The sequence below is a fragment of the Spirosoma fluminis genome, from assembly GCF_054778895.1.
Map to the genome: position 1 here is coordinate 255,934 of NZ_BAAGZD010000004.1, position 19,674 is coordinate 275,607.

General features: G+C 52.5%; 17 protein-coding genes and 1 tRNA gene. 10 read left to right on the top strand and 8 right to left on the bottom strand.

What is annotated here, in order from left to right; genetic code table 11:
- Nucleotide 1: 1 nt before the first annotated feature.
- Nucleotides 2-430 carry a ribose 5-phosphate isomerase B gene (gene rpiB, locus ACYVBJ_RS06490; protein ID WP_460981480.1) on the bottom strand — a complete coding sequence of 143 codons (429 nt, stop codon included), beginning with the start codon at nucleotides 428-430 and terminating at the stop codon, nucleotides 2-4.
- A gap of 361 nt (nucleotides 431-791) precedes the next feature.
- Here rpiB and zwf point away from each other — a divergent pair, with 361 nt between their 5' ends.
- The 3 genes from zwf (at nucleotide 792) to pgl (ending at nucleotide 3,469) form a co-directional block, all read left to right on the top strand.
- Nucleotides 792-2,294: a glucose-6-phosphate dehydrogenase gene (zwf, locus tag ACYVBJ_RS06495; RefSeq protein WP_460981481.1), complete on the top strand. Its 1,503-nt coding sequence runs from the start codon at nucleotides 792-794 to the stop codon at nucleotides 2,292-2,294.
- 71 nt (nucleotides 2,295-2,365) lie between these two features.
- Entirely contained in the window at nucleotides 2,366-2,710 is a 345-nt protein-coding gene (locus tag ACYVBJ_RS06500; protein WP_460981482.1) for a cupin domain-containing protein, read from the top strand.
- Nucleotides 2,711-2,743: 33 nt separating this feature from the next.
- Nucleotides 2,744-3,469 carry a 6-phosphogluconolactonase gene (gene pgl, locus ACYVBJ_RS06505; protein ID WP_460981483.1) on the top strand — a complete coding sequence of 242 codons (726 nt, stop codon included), beginning with the start codon at nucleotides 2,744-2,746 and terminating at the stop codon, nucleotides 3,467-3,469.
- 4 nt (nucleotides 3,470-3,473) lie between these two features.
- Here the strand turns inward: pgl and ACYVBJ_RS06510 are convergent, their stop codons facing one another.
- The 5 genes from ACYVBJ_RS06510 to rpoN form a co-directional block, all read right to left on the bottom strand.
- A complete protein-coding gene (locus tag ACYVBJ_RS06510; protein WP_460981484.1) occupies nucleotides 3,474-4,808 on the bottom strand; it encodes a histidine kinase in 1,335 nt (444 codons plus the stop codon).
- 905 nt (nucleotides 4,809-5,713) lie between these two features.
- A tRNA-Arg gene (locus ACYVBJ_RS06515) sits at nucleotides 5,714-5,787 on the bottom strand.
- A 109-nt stretch (nucleotides 5,788-5,896) separates the two neighbouring features.
- Entirely contained in the window at nucleotides 5,897-6,694 is a 798-nt protein-coding gene (locus ACYVBJ_RS06520) for an enoyl-CoA hydratase/isomerase family protein (RefSeq protein WP_460981485.1), read from the bottom strand.
- A 112-nt stretch (nucleotides 6,695-6,806) separates the two neighbouring features.
- Nucleotides 6,807-7,394, bottom strand: coding sequence for a hypothetical protein (locus ACYVBJ_RS06525; RefSeq protein ID WP_460981486.1), 588 nt, complete (start codon nucleotides 7,392-7,394; stop codon nucleotides 6,807-6,809).
- A 168-nt stretch (nucleotides 7,395-7,562) separates the two neighbouring features.
- Nucleotides 7,563-9,008 carry an RNA polymerase factor sigma-54 gene (gene rpoN, locus ACYVBJ_RS06530; protein ID WP_460981487.1) on the bottom strand — a complete coding sequence of 482 codons (1,446 nt, stop codon included), beginning with the start codon at nucleotides 9,006-9,008 and terminating at the stop codon, nucleotides 7,563-7,565.
- A 153-nt stretch (nucleotides 9,009-9,161) separates the two neighbouring features.
- Between rpoN and ACYVBJ_RS06535 the strand changes: the two genes are divergently transcribed.
- The 4 genes from ACYVBJ_RS06535 (at nucleotide 9,162) to ACYVBJ_RS06550 (ending at nucleotide 12,753) form a co-directional block, all read left to right on the top strand.
- Nucleotides 9,162-10,643 (top strand): nicotinate phosphoribosyltransferase, encoded by a 1,482-nt coding sequence (locus ACYVBJ_RS06535; RefSeq protein ID WP_460981488.1) that lies wholly within the window; start codon nucleotides 9,162-9,164, stop codon nucleotides 10,641-10,643.
- Between the two features lie 203 nt (nucleotides 10,644-10,846).
- Complete coding sequence (locus ACYVBJ_RS06540) at nucleotides 10,847-11,581, top strand: HAD family hydrolase (RefSeq protein WP_460981489.1); 735 nt, start codon at nucleotides 10,847-10,849, stop codon at nucleotides 11,579-11,581.
- A gap of 89 nt (nucleotides 11,582-11,670) precedes the next feature.
- On the top strand, nucleotides 11,671-12,063 hold the full coding sequence (locus ACYVBJ_RS06545; RefSeq protein ID WP_460981490.1) for an FAD-dependent oxidoreductase: 393 nt from the start codon (nucleotides 11,671-11,673) through the stop codon (nucleotides 12,061-12,063).
- 123 nt (nucleotides 12,064-12,186) lie between these two features.
- Entirely contained in the window at nucleotides 12,187-12,753 is a 567-nt protein-coding gene (locus ACYVBJ_RS06550) for an HD domain-containing protein (protein ID WP_460981491.1), read from the top strand.
- A gap of 104 nt (nucleotides 12,754-12,857) precedes the next feature.
- Here ACYVBJ_RS06550 and ACYVBJ_RS06555 read toward each other — a convergent pair whose 3' ends face one another.
- The gene (locus tag ACYVBJ_RS06555) at nucleotides 12,858-13,223 is read right to left on the bottom strand and encodes a DUF1304 domain-containing protein (RefSeq protein WP_460981492.1); all 366 of its coding nucleotides are present in this window, start codon (nucleotides 13,221-13,223) and stop codon (nucleotides 12,858-12,860) included.
- Between the two features lie 218 nt (nucleotides 13,224-13,441).
- Here ACYVBJ_RS06555 and ACYVBJ_RS06560 point away from each other — a divergent pair, with 218 nt between their 5' ends.
- On the top strand, nucleotides 13,442-14,719 hold the full coding sequence (locus ACYVBJ_RS06560; protein WP_460981493.1) for a DUF5690 family protein: 1,278 nt from the start codon (nucleotides 13,442-13,444) through the stop codon (nucleotides 14,717-14,719).
- Nucleotides 14,720-14,727: 8 nt separating this feature from the next.
- On the opposite strand, the gene ACYVBJ_RS06565 is transcribed toward ACYVBJ_RS06560, so the two are convergent.
- Nucleotides 14,728-17,247: a phosphocholine-specific phospholipase C gene (locus ACYVBJ_RS06565; protein WP_460981494.1), complete on the bottom strand. Its 2,520-nt coding sequence runs from the start codon at nucleotides 17,245-17,247 to the stop codon at nucleotides 14,728-14,730.
- 255 nt (nucleotides 17,248-17,502) lie between these two features.
- Between ACYVBJ_RS06565 and ACYVBJ_RS06570 the strand changes: the two genes are divergently transcribed.
- Nucleotides 17,503-19,260, top strand: coding sequence for an SWIM zinc finger family protein (locus tag ACYVBJ_RS06570; protein ID WP_460981495.1), 1,758 nt, complete (start codon nucleotides 17,503-17,505; stop codon nucleotides 19,258-19,260).
- Between the two features lie 9 nt (nucleotides 19,261-19,269).
- Entirely contained in the window at nucleotides 19,270-19,620 is a 351-nt protein-coding gene (locus tag ACYVBJ_RS06575) for a calcium-binding protein (protein ID WP_460981496.1), read from the top strand.
- Nucleotides 19,621-19,674: the final 54 nt, after the last annotated feature.

Genomic DNA, 19,674 nt, shown 5'->3' on the forward strand with positions numbered 1-19,674 from the left:
ATTACTCATCCAACTGCTGAATGCGGGTAAGGTGACGACCGCCTTCAAAAGGCGTATCGAGCCAGATTTTGACGAGTTTCAGGGCCGTTTCTTCGCTCATCATCCGTTCGCCGATGGATATTACGTTGGCGTCGTTATGCTGCCGACCGAGCCGGGCCGATTCTTCGTTCCAGCAGAGCGCGCAGCGAACGCCCTTGATGCGGTTCGACATGATGGCCTCACCGTTGCCTGAGCCGCCCAGTACGACCCCCCGCTCAACCTCACCGGCCGCAACCGCTTCGGCAACGGGACGGATAAAACGTGGATAATCGACCGATGCTTCGGAGTCGGTACCTTTGTCTGTAACCTCATGGCCAAGGTCAATCAAGTACTTTTTGATGGCTTCTTTGTACCGGAAACCGGCGTGGTCGGAGCCGATGGCAATTTTCATACGATTAGAAATGGTTGTAAGCGCGGGTCAAAAGTACCGTATTCTTATCAGTTGATGCAATCCTGACCAAAAAACTCACCAGTGAGAAATAAGTTGTTGGCGAATAAAGCGCGGCCTGGATTAAGCGTATCGGTCAACGTTTCTGTGGTCATTCTGCCGAATGGACGTACCGACCGGCTGTAGGTGAACAGGCTTAAACGTTACGTTCGCTGGCAATCGAATGAGGTTGGCCTCCCTCACGAAACCGGCGAAGGGCAACACGATTAGCCTAAGATTTAGGGACCTCGCGGAACCTTAACCATATAAACTTGTTCCGAACGTGGACCGTCGGTAATTTGCGGCCCGTCAATACAACCGGATTATGATCCCAGCTACGAATCAGCGGCCACCGGCTACGGTGCTGTTCATCTTCGGCGGCAGCGGAGACCTCAACCTTCGCAAGCTCACGCCCGCACTGTACAACCTATTTATAGACAACTATTTACCGGAGCGACTGGCGGTTGTTGGTCTGGGCCGGAGCCAGTATACCGACGAATCGTTTCGGGAGCGGCTGCTGGAAGGCGTTCAGTCGTTTTCCCGTCGTAAAAACGGCCCCGAAGATGCCTGGAAGACATTCTCGCCCGTAATCTCCTACATGCAGCTGGACGCGGGTGATGCCGGGGCCTATCAAAAACTGACGGACCTGGTCGAGGAAAAACAGAAGGAGTGGGGCGACTGCCCGAACGTGTTGTTTTATCTGGCCGTAGCCCCCCAACTGGTGCCCGGCATTGCCACTAACCTCGGCAAAATGCCCTTGTGCTCCGACAAAGGCCGGGTTCGCATTGTGGTAGAAAAGCCATTCGGGCACGACCTGAAAACGGCGCAGGAACTCAATGCGTTGCTGGGAGGTCTGTTTGCCGAAGAGCAGATCTACCGCATCGACCATTACCTGGGCAAAGAAACCGTGCAGAATATTCTGGCGCTGCGTTTCGCCAACTCGCTGTTCGAGCCGATCTGGAACCGCCGTTACGTAGAGTATGTGCAGATTACGGCGGCTGAAACGGTTGGGCTCGAAGGTAGGGGCGGCTACTATGAAGGCTCCGGTGCCTTGCGGGACATGATCCAGAATCACCTGTTGCAGGTGCTGTGCATGGTGGCTACCGAAGCGCCCATTTCATTCGATGCCAACGAGGTACGGAACAAGAAAGTAGACGTCCTGAATGCCATTCGCCGGATCAAACCGGAGCAGGTAAAAGACGTAGCCGTACGTGGCCAATACGGCGCCGGTACGATTAACGATAAAGCAATTCCAGGCTATCGGGAAGAAGAAGGTGTAAAGCCGGACTCCGCCACCGAAACCTTCGCGGCCGTGAAACTATATGTTGACAACTGGCGCTGGGAAAACGTACCGTTCTACCTGCGTACGGGTAAATCGCTGCCCGAAAAAACAACGGTGATCAAAATTCAATTTAAACCGGCTCCTGACTACGCTTTTCCGGACGAAGCTACCCAAACCTGGCAGTCGAACCGACTCATGATCGGTATTCAGCCGGCTATGGACATCCGGCTGCGGTTTCAGGCAAAACGCCCTGGCCAGACCCTGGCTATCGATCCGGTCGAAATGGTGTTCAGCTACAAAACCGCTTACGAAGGTCAGGACCCCGAAGCGTACGAAACCCTGCTGTTAGACGTAATGACGGGCGACGCTACGTTATTTATGCGGGCAGATCAGGTAGAGGCCGCCTGGAAAGTGGTGACGCCGATTCTGGACGCCTGGGAGAGTGAAGCTCCCGCCGATTTTCCAAATTACGAACCCGGTACGTGGGGCCCTAAAGCGGCTGATGAACTCGTTGAAAAAGACGGCTTCCAGTGGGCAATTAAATAAACTTTCTGCGGGGCAAGACCATAGTTTAGTGGTCTTGCCCCTGTTTTTAATACGTAAGATATAATCCCGCTATGGCCCAATCTCAGCTAGCTGCTCTGTTTGTAGAGGATGACCGTCTGCCCTGGGAGCCGGTGGCAACCGGTGTGCAACGCAAAATCATGACCTATGACGCCAACCTGATGATGGTAAAAGTGGCTTTCGAAGCGGGCGGCATTGGCGCAGCCCACAGTCACCCCCATACGCAGATGAGTTACGTTGAGCGTGGCGTATTTACCATTACGATTGGCGACGAAAGCCGAACGGTACATGCCGGTGATGCATATTACATTCCACCCGATGTCTGGCATGGTGCCGTTTGCGTGGAAGCCGGTGTGCTGGTCGATATTTTTACGCCGATGCGGGAGGATTTTGTGTAAACGGGTTTTCCCGGCAACCTACGAACGTACTGCATGCAACTCATTATCAAGAAGAATCCGGATGATCTGGCCAAGGGTGCGGCCGATTTCATCGCCAAGCGTATAAAGGAGGTTCTGAAAAAACAGGACCGGTTTACCATCGCCTTATCCGGAGGCAGCACTCCTAAAGCCCTGCACGAACTGCTGGCTAAGTCGCCGTATCGGGAGCAGATTCCCTGGCTGCAACTTCATGTATTCTGGGGTGATGAACGCTACGTGCCGATTGACGATGAGCAGAGCAATGCCGGGATGGCCTATGATACGTTGTTAGGTCACGTATACACGCCCGAGGATCAGATTCACGTCTGGCGTACGGACCTCGAACCCAACGCGGCTGCGGCTGATTACGACCGGATTCTGCACGAGTACTTTGGCGATACCGGCCCTACGTTCGATTTGGTGTTATTGGGCATGGGCGACGATGGCCACACGCTCTCATTGTTCCCCGGAACCGAAGTTGTTCATGAACAAACCGCCTGGGCGAAAGCCTATTTCCTGACTCAGCAAAACATGTTTCGCCTGACGCTGACAGCCCCCGTCGTGAATCGGGCGTCGTGTGTAGCGTTTCTGGTGGCTGGTCCCAAGAAAGCGGCCCCGCTGAAAGAAGTGCTGGAAGGGACGTACCAACCCGACCTGTTTCCTTCGCAGGTGATCAAACCTGATCAGGGCGAGTTGATCTGGATGGTGGATCAGCAGGCGGCTCAGCAATTGAGCAAGTAAGGGCTTATACCAGTTCCTCCGTCGATGGAATCAGCGGCACGATGACGTCGAAGGCGTCGTCGGTTTCGCAGATGTCGATAGCGGGCTGGTTCAGCAGCTTATATTTGAGGTTAATATTTTCCAGTCCTTTCTTGGTCGACGCCAGGCGGTTGAGCCGTTTCCGTTGCAGGTTGTTACGTACCACCAGAGCCCCGTCGTTGTCGGTATAAATCCGGATCGTCAGCGGGTTGTTGGGCGACACTACGTTGTGCTTCACAGCATTTTCGACGAGCAGTTGCAGCGTAAGCGGTGGCAGCAGAAACTCCTGATACGTATCGTGAATATCGACCTGCAGACAAATTCCCTGACCGTAACGGGTTTTTAGCAGGTGGTAATACGAACTGATAAATTTCATCTCCGTCGCCAGGGTCGTCAGCTCACGGTCGCTGGCCTGGAGCAGGTACCGATACACGCTCGACAGCTCATCCACAAACCGCTCGGCTTTTATCGGATCGTCGGCAATCAGTGAGGATAACGAGTTCAGGCTATTAAACAAAAAGTGTGGGCTCAGTTGTGCCTGCAACGCCCGCATGTGCATTTCGGTCACTTCCTGTTTCAGTCGCTGAACGGCGAGTTCCGCTTCCAGCTGAGCCCGCCAGCGCTGCTCCCGTTCGCGGGTGAGGGCCTGCTCGAACATGGCCCGTTTAACGGCGTCCTGACGGTGGCGGTACGATAAGCCCAGCGAAAAGAACATCAGTTCGAGAATGATGCCGATCTGCATATAGGCAATGGGCGCATTCCAGAATACATTCGTCTGGTAGTCTGTCCAGACCAGCGTCAGAATCATCGCGACAAGTCCGCCGAACACCAGCAGCGCCGAGCCGGTGATGAAAAAACGGGTGATCAGGTCTTTTCGCTGAAACAGGTTAACGATGATGTAGCCTGACAAAACCGCCAGCACCGTACGGGCCAGCGAATGAATCAATTCGTGGATGGGCTGCTGCCAGTAATCGGTCAGCAGGCAAAAGCCGATTTCCACAGCAACATAGGCAACCAGACCCACCTGCGTAACCCTGAACAGACGCATCAACCTGGGTTGACTATCCCGAATGTTGACGAAGGCGATGGTGAAATCGTAATAGACAAAATAAGCGAACATAGGCCCCACGATTCGCACAAAATTGGCCAGATTGTCGGGCAGGTCCATGGCGCGTAAAGCAAAATAGCTTAGCCAGACAAGCATGTAAGCCGTGTAAAGACCGTAAATGCGTTCGCGGTACAGTCCCCACTGCACTACGTTGTAAAGCAGCATTGCCGTTACTATACCCAAAAAGAAAAGCAGCCACGCTTCGTACGTCATATTTACTACGATACTGTCGAGCAAAAGATGGGACAAAACTAAGAAAGCTGCACCCACGCCCGATTAATTGTTTAACCAACGGCAATTATCGAGGCTTATTGGACAAGATCAGGGATTTCTGACCAAATAGGCGCGCCGTCGGCGGGAGAAGTTTGTCCAACTCGTTAATTGGGTATGAATATAGCCAATAAGTTTGATATAGAAAGTGGGCGACACGCAGAATTAAGGGCTACAACGCCAACTGCCGGGAACTGGATTTAGAGGAGATTGGTGCCAACTGCCAGCGTGATACGTAGTGCTGTGCTTGTCGAAAAGATTTAACACGTCAATGGGTAGCAGGCCCAATACGGTATGGAAGCCGTTTTTCGTTCCTGTATAACAACTGTAATATTCGGGCTGGATATAACCAAAAGGCATGACAACCGCGTATGGATTCCAGAAAAGGCGTTGGAAACGGATTGCATGCTTCCCGAATTATTGGCCGGATGCGGTAACATAGACCAAGATACCGAGGAGAGAGCCACAAATCATCAGCATCCTGGAATGGAGTCAAGAGTAACCACGTATCAGCAAGCCAAAGCATATTGCCGAAACCTGCCAAGTCATCCAGTTCTACGGGTTAGTGATAAGGATGATCTCTATTAATGCGTGAATTAGCCTATAAAACCTGTACATCGTGAATGTCGGCCCATTCACTCAAAGGCAATTCGTTTGTATTAAAACTTTACAGATTTACTCACTAAGTAATAACGTCCAAGCATCTTGATAGTGTTGTACTTCATTTTAAATAATGTTTACCTCAGGATGTGCCTTATGATTAGGTAAACCAGGTCAACAGGATAATATAGAGAAATGCGAAAAGCCCGCATTTAGCGGGCTTTTTGGTCTGAAAGATAAGCTTTCTGTGCACTCGTAGGGATTCGAACCCCAAACCTCCTGATCCGTAGTCAGGTGCTCTATCCAATTGAGCTACGAATGCGATTTACATTTTTACGAGGGGCTCTATCAAATTGATGTCGACCCCGGTACAAATGCATTTCCCGTTGATTGGGAGTGCAAAAGTAGAGAGAAAAATGGCGTCTGTCAACTTATTTGCCCGAAAAATTTGCGTTACGCTTCATCAGGAAGGCACCGATTCCCTCTGCCGCATCCGCCGAACGGCCTAAACTATCTTGATTTTCAGCTTCCTGCTCCAGCTGATGGTCAAGGTCCGAATAGAGCGATTGATTCAAAACTTTTTTCATCGCCCCGATGGCGAGGGTAGGGGCAGTGGCGTAATAACTCACTACGTCGGCTACGGCCGCGTCTAGCTCAGTGGCTGGTACCGATCGGTTGACCAAACCGATCCGGGCGGCTTCGGGGCCATACACGCGTCGGCCGGTGCTGCTTAACTCAAAGGCCCGCTGTGGACCAACCAGCCGGGGCAGAAAGAACGTAGAGCCCGCATCGGGCATGAGGCCGATGTTGACGAAGATCTGACTGAAGTAGGCTTCGTCGGCGCAGATCACTACGTCGCAGGCCAGCGCCAGTGAACAGCCAGCCCCGGCCGCTACGCCGTTGATACGTCCCACCACGGGCTTTGCCAGGTTGCGGATCGCCCGGATCATGGGATGGTACCCCGTACGTAACGACTCGCCCAGATTGAGTGTACCCCCCGTCGAAGCTGCGTTTGCGAAGCCTTCTTTCAGGTCGGCACCGGAACAAAAGGCTTTGTCGCCCGCGCCGGTGAGCACCACAACCCGAACCGTGTTGTTGGTACCCGCCGTATAAATGGCCTCGGTAACATCACGAATCAGGCCGGGGCTTAGGGCATTGTATACCTGGGGGCGATTCAACGTAATGCGACAAACACCGTCAGTTACGTCATAAAGGAGATTTTCGTACATCTTAGAAAACAGGTTTAGGTCGTGTTCGTTCGTAGTTTAGTACGGGCTATTGGCGGTCTGCAGCAAGTTAACGAAATACATTCCCGATGACGTTTACGGATTACGGCAAAAATCAGATCAGCCAGAATACCGTGGCTAAACTGACCGCCAGTCCCAGCACGACACCGGCTCCGATCTGGGCGGGGGTATGGGCGTTGAGCCTCAGGCGGGCGCTGGCGACAAGGCCCGTCAGCAGCACCAGAACGACCAGAGGAAGGAACAGATCATCGGTGCCGAATTTCAGCATCAGCCCGCCAATGCTGCCCAGTACGCCACTCATGCCCACGCTGTGAGCGCTGATCTGCCAATACAGACTCACCAGACCAACCAGGAGAATGGATGAGGAAATGCCGCCCAGCAGAATGGCTACGCCCGGTGCCTGCGTAGACACCAGCTGCATCCGAAAGCCAAACAGATAGGTCATAAACGTATAGACAAGGGCCGTCAGAAAGTACGGCAGCCGCCGGTCGGCCAGATCGTTCAGGTGCAGACTGCTGACGTATCCGCTCCGGAACAGGTAATAAATCAGCAGCGACGGAACGGCGAACGTACCAATGAAGATTAACACCAGCAGGCTAAGCCGAAGCGAATCTGAGAAGGCATCCAGTCCTAAGACCCCCGGCGCTAAAAACAGCAAAACGCCGAACAGAAGTGTCGGCATGAGCAAGGGATGAAAGACGACAGAAAGAAACTGAGCAAGACGGGTATTCAACTTGAAAACGGTGACCGGATCGCCGGTGCGGTGATGGATGATGAACGGTACAATTACCGGGACAAATTTAAGTGCTGAGCGCTTGTATATCGTTCATCATCCATCATTCTAATTTAGTTACAGCTGTTTTCTGAGCCGGGCAACGGGAATGTTGAGCTGCTCGCGGTACTTGGCCACCGTACGCCGGGCAATGTTGTAGCCACGATCGTTCAGAATTTTCTCGAGCTTATCGTCCGACAGCGGATTGAGTTTGGGCTCGTTGTCGATCAGATCCCTCAGGATATTTTTGACTTCCCGGCTGCTGACATCTTCGCCCGTATCGGTAGAGATCCCTTCCGAAAAGAAGTATTTAAGCGGATAGATGCCGAATTCGGTTTGTACGGCTTTGCTGTTAGCCACCCGCGACACGGTCGATACGTCCATATCGATGAGCGTCGCAATGTCTTTCAGGATCATGGGCCGCAGCTTCGATTCGTCGCCGGTCAGGAAAAAATCATATTGAAAACGCACAATGGCGTTCATGGTTTTGAGTAGGGTCTGCTGGCGTTGCTTGATGGCGTCGATGAACCATTTGGCTGCGTCCAGCTTCTGCTTCACGAACGAGACCGTTTCTCTGAGGGCTTTGTTCTGCTTGCTGCTCTTGTCGTACGTATCGAGCATGTCGGCAAACGACCGGCTGATCCGTAGTTCAGGCGCGTTTTTGGAATTGAGCGTCAACTCCAGTTTACCGTTGTTATTAGTCAGGATAAAATCCGGAATGAGGTACTGCGCGCTGCCCGATTCACCTTCGACCGAACCCGGCTTGGGATTGAGCCGAATGATGATGTCGATGACTTTCTTGAGCGAGTCGTCGCTGATATTCAGTCGTCGCTGGATCTTGTCGTAGTGCTTTTTGGAAAACTCATCGAAGAAATCGTCGATGATGCGGATCGCCAGGACGTTGTACGGATCAGACTGGTCTTTGCGGTGCAGTTGCAGCAGTAAACACTCCTGAAGCGAGCGGGCAGCAATGCCGGGCGGGTCGAAGGACTGGATTTTTTTCAGCACCTCTTCCACCTCCTCGGTGTCGGTAAACACGTTTTGAGAGAAGGCCAAATCGTTGACAATGGCCTGAAGTGACCGGCGGATGTAGCCATCGGCTTCGATACTGCCGATGAGCTGCTCGCCAACCAGCCGCTGCTCTTCGGTTAAGTTCAGGTACCCAAACTGCTGCAACAGGGAATCGGTCAGGCTCGAGCTGGTGGCTAGCGGCATCTCCCGCTCTTCCTCGTTGTAATTGCCATCGCCCTGCATCTTGTAGCCCGCATAATCTTCGTCCTGAATGTAGCTGTCGATGTCAAGCTCCTCGTCGCGGTCTTTAAAGTCGTCGGTTTCGTCGAATGGGTCGTCTTCTTTCTGGTCGTATTCTTCATCCATCCCCTCCTCAAGCGCCGGGTTAATTTCCAGTTCTTCCTCGATACGGGTGTCTAATTCAGCCGTCGGTATCTGCAGCAGTTTTATAAACTGAATCTGCTGCGGAGATAGCTTCTGCTGGAGCGATTGGGAAAGGCTTAACTTCTGCATGGTGGTACTGCGGAATTACAGATTAGGGGCCTGCGTTGAGTGGTGAGCTTAGTAGCAAAACTGCCCCTCACAATTATCAGACCAAATTAGGTAATTAATTGTTTTTTGCCAGCAGAAATTTTCTGGGAACCCCCTGAGTACTACCTTCGCGCCATGATAAATAAGCTGTACGATACTTCGCTGAGCCTGCTCACAGACCTGTATCAGGTCACTATGGCCTATGGATACTGGAAATCAGGAACCGCCGAAAAAGAAGCGGTATTCAACCTGTATTTCCGTAAAAACCCCTTTGCCGGTGGATTTACGGTAGCTTGCGGACTAAGCAACGTAATTGGCTACGTCAACAACTTCGGCCTGTCGAAGAAAGACCTGCGCTATCTGGAGACGCTGACGGGCAACGACGGCCAGCCGATGTTCGAAGCCGGCTTTATCGAGTATCTGGCTACGCTCAAACTTACCTGCGACATCGACGCAATTCCGGAGGGGACGGTGGTCTTTCCGAACGAACCGCTGGTACGGGTGCGCGGTCCCATTCTGCAATGTCAACTGCTTGAAACTCCATTGCTTAACCTGGTTAATTTTGAGTCGCTGATCGCCACCAAAGCGGCCCGGTTGCGGTTGGTCGCCGAGAACGATACGTTGCTGGAATTCGGGCTGCGCCGGGCGCAGGGAGTTGATGGGGGCATGACGGCGAGCCGGGCCGCGTACATTGGTGGCTGCGACGCTACGTCCAATGTGCTGGCCGGAAAGCTGTACGATATTCCGATTCGGGGTACGCACGCGCACAGTTGGGTGATGTCGTTCGAAAATGAGCAAACGGCCTTCAATACGTATGCCGACGTCTTGCCCAACAACGTAACGCTGCTGGTCGATACGTATGATACGTTACAGGGGGTTCGCCACGCCATCGAAACGGGTAAACGACTAAGGGAACAGGGGCACAAGCTTTCGGGTATCCGGCTCGATTCGGGCGATCTGGCGTACCTGAGCATTGAAGCGCGCAAACTGCTGGACGAAGCTGGATTTACTGATACCGCCATTGTGGCCAGTAACGACCTGGACGAAACGATCATCAACAGCCTGAAGCAGCAGGGGGCAAAGATCAACATCTGGGGCGTCGGTACGAAACTCGTTACGGCTTACGACCAGCCTGCGCTGGGGGGCGTGTATAAACTGGCCGCTTTCCGCAATGACAAAACGGCCGGCTGGGACTACAAGATGAAGCTATCGGAGCAGGCCGTGAAAACCTCAACCCCCGGTATTCAGCAGGTACGCCGGTACCGCGACGAGCGCGGGTATCTGGCCGATATGATTTATGACCAGAGCAATACCCCCGGAGAAGGGGCGCTGGGCGCAACCGACACGACCATGATCGATCCGCTGGATTTTACCCGACGCCGACGATTCACGGCGGAACAGGCGTATGAAGATCTGCTCGTTCCGGTATTTCAGGACGGGAAATGCGTGTACGACAGCCCGGATATTCATACCGTGCGGGCTCGGGTGCAGACTCAGCTAAGCCAGTTGCACCCCGGCGTCAAGCGGTTTGTTAATCCGCACACGTATCCGGTTGGCCTGGAAAAAAACCTGCACGAACTGAAAACAGAACTGATTTTAAAACTACGGGAGGGTTGATGCAACCGCTATGTCGCATGAGGATGGTTCAAAGTACGTAACGCTGCCTGTTCGATTCGCGGTCGCTGCCTCTGGTTGCTGTCTGGTATGAACGGGCATAAGTCGTTTAGTCTTGACTTCTTCTCGATTTCTTAACACAGACGGCTCCGAGCGTACAGGAACTTTCTGTTGCTTTACTGCTCTGTCTTCTAACCCCATTCATAATGCAACCGATTGAGTTAGTGGTTTTTGACATGGCGGGTACAACGGTGACCGATCACCACGAAGTAGAGCGGTGTTTCGCGCAGGCAGCCGCTGAAACTGGTCTGAATGTTACCGACGAGCGGATTCTGGCCATGCAGGGTCTGGCCAAACGGTACGTATTTGAAACGCTCTGGAAAGAGCAGTCGGGCGATCTGCATCCCGACATAACAACGCAGGTAGACGTTTCGTATGCGGCTTTTCAGGGGATTCTGGAGGAACACTATCTCCGGAATGGAGCGACACCCACCGAAGGCTGTCTGGACGTTTTTAGGTACCTGCACGACCGGGGTATTGCTATTGCCCTGACAACCGATTTTTATCGGACTGTGACGGACATCATTCTGGAGAAACTTGGTTGGCTAAATGGTCTCAATGGGCAGCGTATCGGCGGACCGGACAGCCTGATTCAGGTGTCTATTGCCAGCGATGAAGTCGAGCGCGGCCGACCGTATCCGCTCATGATCGAGCGGGCAATGGCGCTTCTGGTCGGTAGCAACCCTAAAGCGGTTGTCAACATCGGTGACACACCTTCGGATCTGTTGTCGGGCCGGGCAGCTGGCGTCGGCCTGAATCTGGGCGTAACGAATGGTACACACACACGTGAGCAGTTGGAAGTCCATCCGCATGATTACTTACTCGGCTCTTTAGCCGAACTCCCGGCACTGTTAAATTCGCGGGAGGTTATGGTCGCTTAATTGATTGTCATTCTTTGTCATTAGTCAAAATAGTTAGTATGTGGTCATTAGTTTCTGCTACACGAAAGGCTAATGACTCCACATAAATCATGTACGATCTGATTGTTATCGGCGCGGGAGCGCTGGGGACTTTTCATGCCTATCATGCGGCTAAAGCTGGCCTGCGTGTGTTGCTGCTCGAAAAAGATAATTACCCGGTAGGAGCAACAGTCCGTAATTTCGGGCAGGTGGAGGACCTGGGCTATCATACGCAGGATTTTATCAACGAGCTGATGCTGGCCGAAGCCCGCCGGATTGTGAGTTTTCCCATAACGATCAAAAAGACGTGGGCTGGTTTTTATAGCCAGACAAAGGCCGAAATTTTTGAGTACGATGTCGATGAACACATCCGTATCGTGACCGGTATCGGCGGGAAGGGCATGAGTTCCGGAGCGGGCTACGCCGAAGACAGCGTTCGGCAGTGGCTGGGTGTGAAAGTATAAGCGGATTACTACTTGGATAGTTGTCGGCCTCTTGTGTCCAGTTTATGGTCCGAGAGACTACAAATTGTGATGTAACCAGTGCTTTCTCAAAATATATTCTCTTTATCTACACCAACACTCTTTATGATTGGAAAAACTATTTCTGGTATAGCTACGCTCTTCGAAGTGGGCGGTAACGACGCTTATTTCGGCGAACCGGTAACGCAACTCGAACACGCCTTACAATGTGGTGGCCTGGCTGAACGTGCCGGGGCCGACGAAGAAACTATCATTGCTGCGTTCCTGCACGATATTGGCCATTTGCTGCCTCCCGAACAGGCGAAGGGGTACATGGATGGCTACGGTACCGTTGATCATGAGCGACTGGGAGCGGACTACCTGCGTGAGCGGGGTTTTTCGGAAAAAGTGGCTCAACTGATCGAGCACCACGTTAACGCGAAGCGGTATCTGGTGACGAAAAATCCGGATTACTTCGCGCGGTTGTCGGAAGCTAGTGTGAAAACATTGGAATTCCAGGGTGGACCGATGACATCAGATGAACTCGTCGCCTTTGAGAAGAATCCCTCTTTTCGGCAAATCGTGCAGGTTCGTGGCTGGGATGAGCAGGCTAAAGAAACAGATATGATCCTGCCTGATCCGATTTACTATCTCGAAAAGTGCTACAGCCATCTGGAAAGCCGATTAGCGTAGCGTAGTCGGAAGACACAGCAGCAACAAGACGCTGTTTTTAAAGCTCACGTTAACTACTACCAACAAACGCCAACAATTGCTGACAGGAGCGTTGGCTAGACTCGCTATCGGATATGTACGGCAATAAGTGCAAGTATGGCAGGAAGCGCCTGTACGAAAAAGATACGTCGACTAGCGGTTAGAGCACCGTATATGCCCGCAACAATTACGCAACTGAGAAAGAAAATGGCGACATACACCTTCCAGGCGGGATCAGAGATAAAGAAAGTCCAGATGAGGCCGGCCGAGAGAAAGCCGTTGTAAAGCCCCTGATTGGCTGCCAATCCTTTAGTGGGTTTGAACAGGTCGGCTGGCAGGGCGTGTTTGAAAATTTCTTTTCCTTTGGTTTCCCAGGCGAACATCTCGAACCAGAGGATATATAGGTGTTCAAGGGCGACTACACCGATCAGAATAGTAGCGATCAAGTTCATTGTACAAGCGTTTTCGGGTTGACAGCGGAAGGTAGTCACAAAAAGTGATTTTGTTTAAATAGACGTGACTCGCCATGACAGAGTTTAGCTTGATGGAACCTAAAGTATTAGATCGCCCGTAGAAATGGCACTGAGCGAATGATAAGTCTAGAAAGTGCGCGGGCTAAACCTGGCCAGGTGCAGTCAACGAAGATTGATTTTACAGTATATTGCGGTATATGCGCTTTCTCCGAAACCCAACTGCCTTCATGCTCTTTGGCGCTACGGCCGCTTTCTGTACGTATGCCTGCATATTCGCCTTCCGTAAAGGGATAACCGCTGTTACTTTTGAAGGCATGGCCTTCGCGGGTGTCGGCTATAAGACCTGGCTCGTTACGGCACAAGTGTTAGGCTATGCCGTATCGAAAGGACTAGGAATCAAGTTTGTGTCGGAGATGTCGCCCGGTCGACGAGCGCTGAATATTCTGCTGTTCGTCGGTGCTGCCCTGCTGGCTTTGCTCGGCTTTGCCGTCGTGCCCGCTCCTTATAACATCCTATTCCTGTTTCTGAATGGATTGCCCCTGGGTATGGTCTACGGCATTATGCTGGGCTTTCTGGAAGGGCGCCGACAAACGGATGCATTGGTAGCGGGCTTGACGGCTTCGTTTATTTTTGCTTCGGGCTTTGTCAAAACGGTGGCGCTAACCATCAAAAGCAGTTGGGGCGTGTCGGAATTCTGGTTGCCTTTTGTGACGGGGTCACTGTTTGTATTGCCTATGTTGGCGGCTATTTACGCACTCACCTTACTGCCACCGCCTACTGCCATCGACCGCGAACTACGAACCGAGCGTAAACCCATGAACCAGTCAGAACGACGGGCGTTTGTGAGCAACTTCAGGCCAGGGTTGGTACTACTAATTATATCCTACGTTCTGCTGACCGCCTTCCGCGATTTTCGCGACAATTTCGGTCCCGAAATCCTGCGCAATGCGGGTGTTGAAAACGCGGGCATTTTTGCTCAGACCGAAACCCTGGTTGCGGTAGGTGTCCTGATTATGATGGCTTTGCTCCAGCGCGTGACCGATAATTTCCGGGCGTTCGCGTTTCTCAATGCGATTATGCTGGCGGGCGGTGCCGTGGTGGGCATGAGTACCTGGGCGTATACGGCCGGTATGCTCTCGCCCGGCACCTGGTTTCTGCTGACCGGTTTGGGCCTGTACATGGGGTATGTACCCTGTAATGGCCTGTATTTCGAGCGGCTGGTGGCATCGTTCCGCTACGTGAGCACCGTTGGGTTCATGGTGACGCTGGCCGATTGGTACGGGTATCTGGGTAGTGTCAGTGTGTTGCTCTACAAGAATTTTGGTCAGGGCGGTATCAGCTTTCACCAGTTCTTCATCTACGGGGCGTATATCCTATCGGTTGTTTACGGGCTGTTAGTGCTTGGCTCGTTCGTGTACTTCCGTGGTCAGTATCAGCAAATGAAACTCGTTAACGAGCGAGTTCACGCCACGTGATGCGTTCGTTATACTCTATATACTCTACCCATTAGCGGATCACTGAACGAGCTCACACCTGTTTCAACACGTCCCGCATACCGTTGCTCAAACGACGAATTGTCGGCTACGCGAACGCTGATGTCATACCAACCATGACTGTCAGTAAGAGGAAGCCTGAATACAGCTTGATCTGATTTGAGGCCACTTGCACGAAGTACCTGACGCTGCGCAGGATGCTTGTACGCATTCGCCACAACTTCAACCGTTACGTTCTGTTTGTTCGGATTAGTCAAGCGGATGATGAACTCGGATGATGAACCATTCCGGGCAATCTGATCATCGCAAAGAATCGTAACAGGCGCTTCGGTTCCGTGACCCGTAAACTCCCGGAAAAATCCGTTAGGCCCGTACACCCGGAAATGGTAAGCGGCTCCATCGGCAATCTTCCAGGTATCAGTCAACTGGTCGCCGGGTGATACGGCATAGTTCCGGACCGAGTGATCGCTCATATCGTATACCATAAACGGCGCACCAGCCGCAGTCTTACCAAATCGATCAGACTTAGCCGCAAAGGTGATGCTAAACTGATTCTCGCGTAATTGACCATCGACGGCTAACTGATAGGGGAGAGCACAGGCCGGTCGAATGCCCTTTTCCTGCTGAACCAGCAACGGAGACGCGCTGGTCTGGTGGTGAATCTGTGCGATTTCTGTCTGGCTAAGCGGCCTGAAATTACTGGGTACGTCTTTGAACTTAGCCTTGTGAACACTTTTGATGAATTGATCTCTGGCAACGAAGGTGGGCAGTTTAATCGACTCACTCGTGTACGGTCTGAACACCGATGTCAGGTCTCCGCAGACGGTCCGACGCCATGAACTAATGTTTGTTTCGCGAATCGGTTTCCCCGTTTTCCTGCTCAGGAAGCCCTCAAGAAACTGTAAAATAGATGTATGGTCGAACACCTCCGAACAGACGTAGCCACCCCGGCTCCAGGGAGAAGCAATCACTAAAGGAACTCGATAGCCCAGTCCGATCGCACTGGCTCGGGCATCCTTCGCGGGTTGCCTGGCCGACCGGCTCAACTCCTGCTCCAGGCTTACGTGCTCATCCCTGGTATCAACGCCCGCAGAGGTTTTGCCGGTTTCGGGCTGGGCTGGATGGGGCGGAACAAAAGGCGGTACGTGGTCAAAATAGCCGTCGTTTTCGTCGTAGGCCAGAATGAAAATTGTCTTTTTCCAGACGTCCGGATTCTGGGTCAGGATGTCCAGCATTTCCGATAAATACCAGGCACCGTACCAGGGAGCTCCGGGATGATCCGAAAAATTCTCCGGAGCCACAATCCACGACACGGTAGGCAACTGACCCGTTTGAACATCCGTCCGAAACTGATGCAGGACATCGCCTTTCGGAATCGCCACCTCGCGGTTTACGTCGCCATCCTGATACGACAAGCTGGTCAACTGACGGTAGTACGGATCGTTGCCATTAGTCGTAAACGCTTTCTGATGAAGGGCCTGCCCGCGGGTCGACAGCTTCTCAAATTTTTCTGGCTGCCATTGGTCACCTTCTGCGGTAAGTGAAGCCAGGAGGTTTTTTTTCTGCGCAAGTGTCTTCCGTAAGGTCTTTCCGTCTTTAGTTGTCTCGGATGTAGTCGTTATCTGCTGCTCTAAAGCGCCGATTTCGCCGGGTAGGTTTTGCAGCCGTTCGGCCCGGTGGCGCTGATAGTTAGCCGAAAACTTGACGTTGTACTGCGAAAACCACTCCAGTGGGTTATCGCTAAAGTTCGCCAGCCAGGCCTCTTCTTCACCCGTAAAGCCCGTCGATAAATTAATTTCGTTCTGGTAGACGCGCCACGAGATGCCGTTGTCTTCCAGACGCTCCGGAAAGGTGGTCCAGCTGGCGGGCCTATCGTAGTCCAGTTCTTCGTTACGAACGCGGGCGTGGGACGTAGCATCTTCCCGGATGGTGCCGCTCCACAGATAAAGTCGGTTTGGGGTAGTACCCGTCAGCGACGAGCAGAAATTCTGGTCACAAACCGTAAAGGCATCGGCCAGCGCGTAATAGAATGGAATATCGGCCCGGTCGTAATAGCCCAGCGTCAGGGGCATATGCGCGTACTCTTCGTGCCCCGACGGTTTCACATCCAGCCAGCGGTCGTATTTTCCCTCATTACGGGCGTCGACCTGATTAGTCCATGAATGAGGCAGTGAACTCATCCAGGTAGCTTTCGTGTCGCGCAGATTCAGCCGGAATGGCGCGTAAGTTTCCCCGTTCACATTTGTTTGCAACCAAACCGGATTCTTATTGGGTAACGTAATGGCCCGCGGATCGTTGAACCCGCGAACACCCCGCAATGTACCGTAGCAGTGATCAAACGAGCGGTTTTCCTGCATCAGAATCACGACATGTTCCGCGTCGAGATACGTACTGCCCGGTGCCGGAGCAATCGCCATCGCTTTCTGAATGGAAGCCGGTAGCCCTTCAAAGAGCCCCGCACTACCGGCCAGTAAAGCCGCTTTCTTCAAAAACTCGCGTCGTGTATCCATGGCTATGAGACCTCGTTTATCTGGAGAATACAAAAGTAAAGCATAGCTTCATGATTATCAGGCCTAATAACCGGCAGCTCAGACACGCTTTAATAATTTGATTACAGCCGATAGTTTATAGCTGCCGGTAAGAAGATTGCTTTTCCTCAACCGCTACGTAGGCAGGTGGCTACGGTCCGACGGGGTAAGGACGGCGGATGAAGGGTTTCGTTCATTGGGTTTTGTATTTTTGCGGCTCTACCTGCTACCAAGCCGATGATTTTAACCCTAGATACTTTCGATCAGCAACTGCCGAAAGCCCTGCTCAAAAAAGCCCAGCCTTATTTTCAGAACGGAGCCGTGCTGTACCTGGAGCCGGACGAAACCGGTCTCTGGAAGGCTGAAGTGGAAGGCTCGGACACGTATTCGGTGGAAATAACCCTCGATGGACGAACCATAACCGATTCGTTCTGCGACTGCTCCGTTGAGAGTGCAACCTGCAAACACGTGGTCGCTACGTTATTTGCACTACGCGATGAACTCAAAAAAAAGGCGAAACAACCCAAAAAGAAGAACGTAACGGGCAAATCGAAAAAGCTGACCATTGCCGATCTGCTACAGCAGGTTAGCGCCGATGAGCTACGGGCGTTTCTGGTTCAGTACGCTGCGGCCGACAAGACGTTTGCCACGAAACTGCAACTCCACTTCGCCGATAAAGACGAGCGGATCGACGTAGGCAAGCACTACACCGAATTAGTTAAAAAGATTATTCGTGCCTATAGCGACCGGCACGGTTTTGTGGAGTATCGGGCCACCTTTAAACTGGCGAAAGAGATTAATAAGCTGCTGGCGACGGGCGTAACGCTCATTGGTCAGCGGAACTTCAAAGATGCATTAACGCTGGCGCTGGTTGTGGTCCGGGAGATAATGACGGTGCTGACTCAGAGCGATGATTCGGCGGGTAACATGAGTGGTGTGTTCAGCGAAGCCGTTGATCTGCTGCGGGACATTGCCCTTAGTGAGGACGCGGCTCCAGCCCTGCGCCGACAGTTGTTCGATGAGCTGGCTATCGAACTGACCAACAAACGCTACTTCGACTATGGTGATATGGGCCTATGGCTGCTCGACGTGACCTGCCAAACTGCTCTGCGCCTAAGTGAACCCGACCTTTTTCTAGCGCTGATTGAGCGTCTGCTACCCCTACAACGGTCGAGTATCAGCACGTTTAATCAAGACTATCTGCGGACAATGCGGGTGAAATTTCTGCGGGAGATTGGCCGAACCGACGAAGCTGATCGGCAGATGCAGGCCAGTATGGATATTGTAGAGGTTAGGGCACAGGCTGTCGATGAAGCTATCCGTACAGAGCAGTACGACCAGGCTAAAACGCTGCTGCTGGAAGGCATTCGCATTGCCGAAGGTAAAAAACATCCCGGCACGGTTAGCCGGTGGGAAAAACAGCTGCTGGCCATTGCTGAAGCCGAAAAGAACCTTTCCGAAACCAGGCGGCTAACCAAACGCTTTGCGTTCGACCCGCGTTTCGACGTGGCTTACTTCAGGCGGTGGAAGGCCAGCTTTTCGGCCGACGAGTGGGCTGATGAGTACCGGTCACTCGTCGAACGCATCCGTCATGAGGAGGCCGAAGAAGCTAAAAAACGCCGGACGGGCTGGGGGTACAGCCTGGGGGATGCATTGCTGGCTCGTTTGGGACCCCTGCTGGTGGAGGAAAAACAGTGGGCCGACCTGCTCGCCCTTGTGCAGCAGGCTCCCCGGCTCGACGTACTGAAACAGGTGCTACCGTATCTGGCTGGACCGTACCCGGTCGAGATGCTGGCCCTGTTTCTGCCTGCTATTCGCAGCGTAGCAGAGCAGGCTAGTACGCGCCCAGATTATAAGAATGTGGCGTCGCTGCTGACGCTGGTTCGTAAGCATATTGCGGGTAGCGAGGAATCGACCAACGCCCTGATCAACGAGTTGAAGGAAACCTTTGTCAAGCGCCCCGCCATGCAGGAGGAATTGCGAAGTATTAAATAAGCCAACACCATGCTGACCGATGAGGAAATGCAATACAGGATTGACTACGAAATTATCGTAGACGCCTACGACGAGTATGAGCAAAGTATGGGCTGGTTCTCTTTTTTTGAGGAGACACTCCAATTTCCGTTCACGGCCACGGCTCAACTCAAAAAGCGTGACGGCACCACCGAATCAAAGCGGGTGAAAGTAGTTGGTATAGCGTCAAACGAAGAAGACTTCATGACCAACGACTTCAACCTCGACATCGAGCAGGGACAGTACATCCGCCCCATTGCTTATTCGGCACTAAGCGATTTGAGTGCATCCGAAGAAACGCTGGAAGCCTTTCAAATCTGGAATTTCTATTGGCGTAGCTAAACCTCACCAAACCCATTTGCCCTTCATCTTTGTTATTTGATAGAAATAACCTGA

Excerpts from the sequence above, each read along its gene's own strand:
- rpiB (WP_460981480.1), bottom strand. The coding sequence starts at position 430 with ATGAAAATTGCCATCGGCTCCGACCACGCCGGTTTCCGGTACAAAGAA.
- zwf (WP_460981481.1), top strand. The coding sequence starts at position 792 with ATGATCCCAGCTACGAATCAGCGGCCACCGGCTACGGTGCTGTTCATC.
- ACYVBJ_RS06500 (WP_460981482.1), top strand. The coding sequence starts at position 2,366 with ATGGCCCAATCTCAGCTAGCTGCTCTGTTTGTAGAGGATGACCGTCTG.
- pgl (WP_460981483.1), top strand. The coding sequence starts at position 2,744 with ATGCAACTCATTATCAAGAAGAATCCGGATGATCTGGCCAAGGGTGCG.
- ACYVBJ_RS06510 (WP_460981484.1), bottom strand. The coding sequence starts at position 4,808 with ATGACGTACGAAGCGTGGCTGCTTTTCTTTTTGGGTATAGTAACGGCA.
- ACYVBJ_RS06520 (WP_460981485.1), bottom strand. The coding sequence starts at position 6,694 with ATGTACGAAAATCTCCTTTATGACGTAACTGACGGTGTTTGTCGCATT.
- ACYVBJ_RS06525 (WP_460981486.1), bottom strand. The coding sequence starts at position 7,394 with ATGCCGACACTTCTGTTCGGCGTTTTGCTGTTTTTAGCGCCGGGGGTC.
- rpoN (WP_460981487.1), bottom strand. The coding sequence starts at position 9,008 with ATGCAGAAGTTAAGCCTTTCCCAATCGCTCCAGCAGAAGCTATCTCCG.
- ACYVBJ_RS06535 (WP_460981488.1), top strand. The coding sequence starts at position 9,162 with ATGATAAATAAGCTGTACGATACTTCGCTGAGCCTGCTCACAGACCTG.
- ACYVBJ_RS06540 (WP_460981489.1), top strand. The coding sequence starts at position 10,847 with ATGCAACCGATTGAGTTAGTGGTTTTTGACATGGCGGGTACAACGGTG.
- ACYVBJ_RS06545 (WP_460981490.1), top strand. The coding sequence starts at position 11,671 with ATGTACGATCTGATTGTTATCGGCGCGGGAGCGCTGGGGACTTTTCAT.
- ACYVBJ_RS06550 (WP_460981491.1), top strand. The coding sequence starts at position 12,187 with ATGATTGGAAAAACTATTTCTGGTATAGCTACGCTCTTCGAAGTGGGC.
- ACYVBJ_RS06555 (WP_460981492.1), bottom strand. The coding sequence starts at position 13,223 with ATGAACTTGATCGCTACTATTCTGATCGGTGTAGTCGCCCTTGAACAC.
- ACYVBJ_RS06560 (WP_460981493.1), top strand. The coding sequence starts at position 13,442 with ATGCGCTTTCTCCGAAACCCAACTGCCTTCATGCTCTTTGGCGCTACG.
- ACYVBJ_RS06565 (WP_460981494.1), bottom strand. The coding sequence starts at position 17,247 with ATGGATACACGACGCGAGTTTTTGAAGAAAGCGGCTTTACTGGCCGGT.
- ACYVBJ_RS06570 (WP_460981495.1), top strand. The coding sequence starts at position 17,503 with ATGATTTTAACCCTAGATACTTTCGATCAGCAACTGCCGAAAGCCCTG.
- ACYVBJ_RS06575 (WP_460981496.1), top strand. The coding sequence starts at position 19,270 with ATGCTGACCGATGAGGAAATGCAATACAGGATTGACTACGAAATTATC.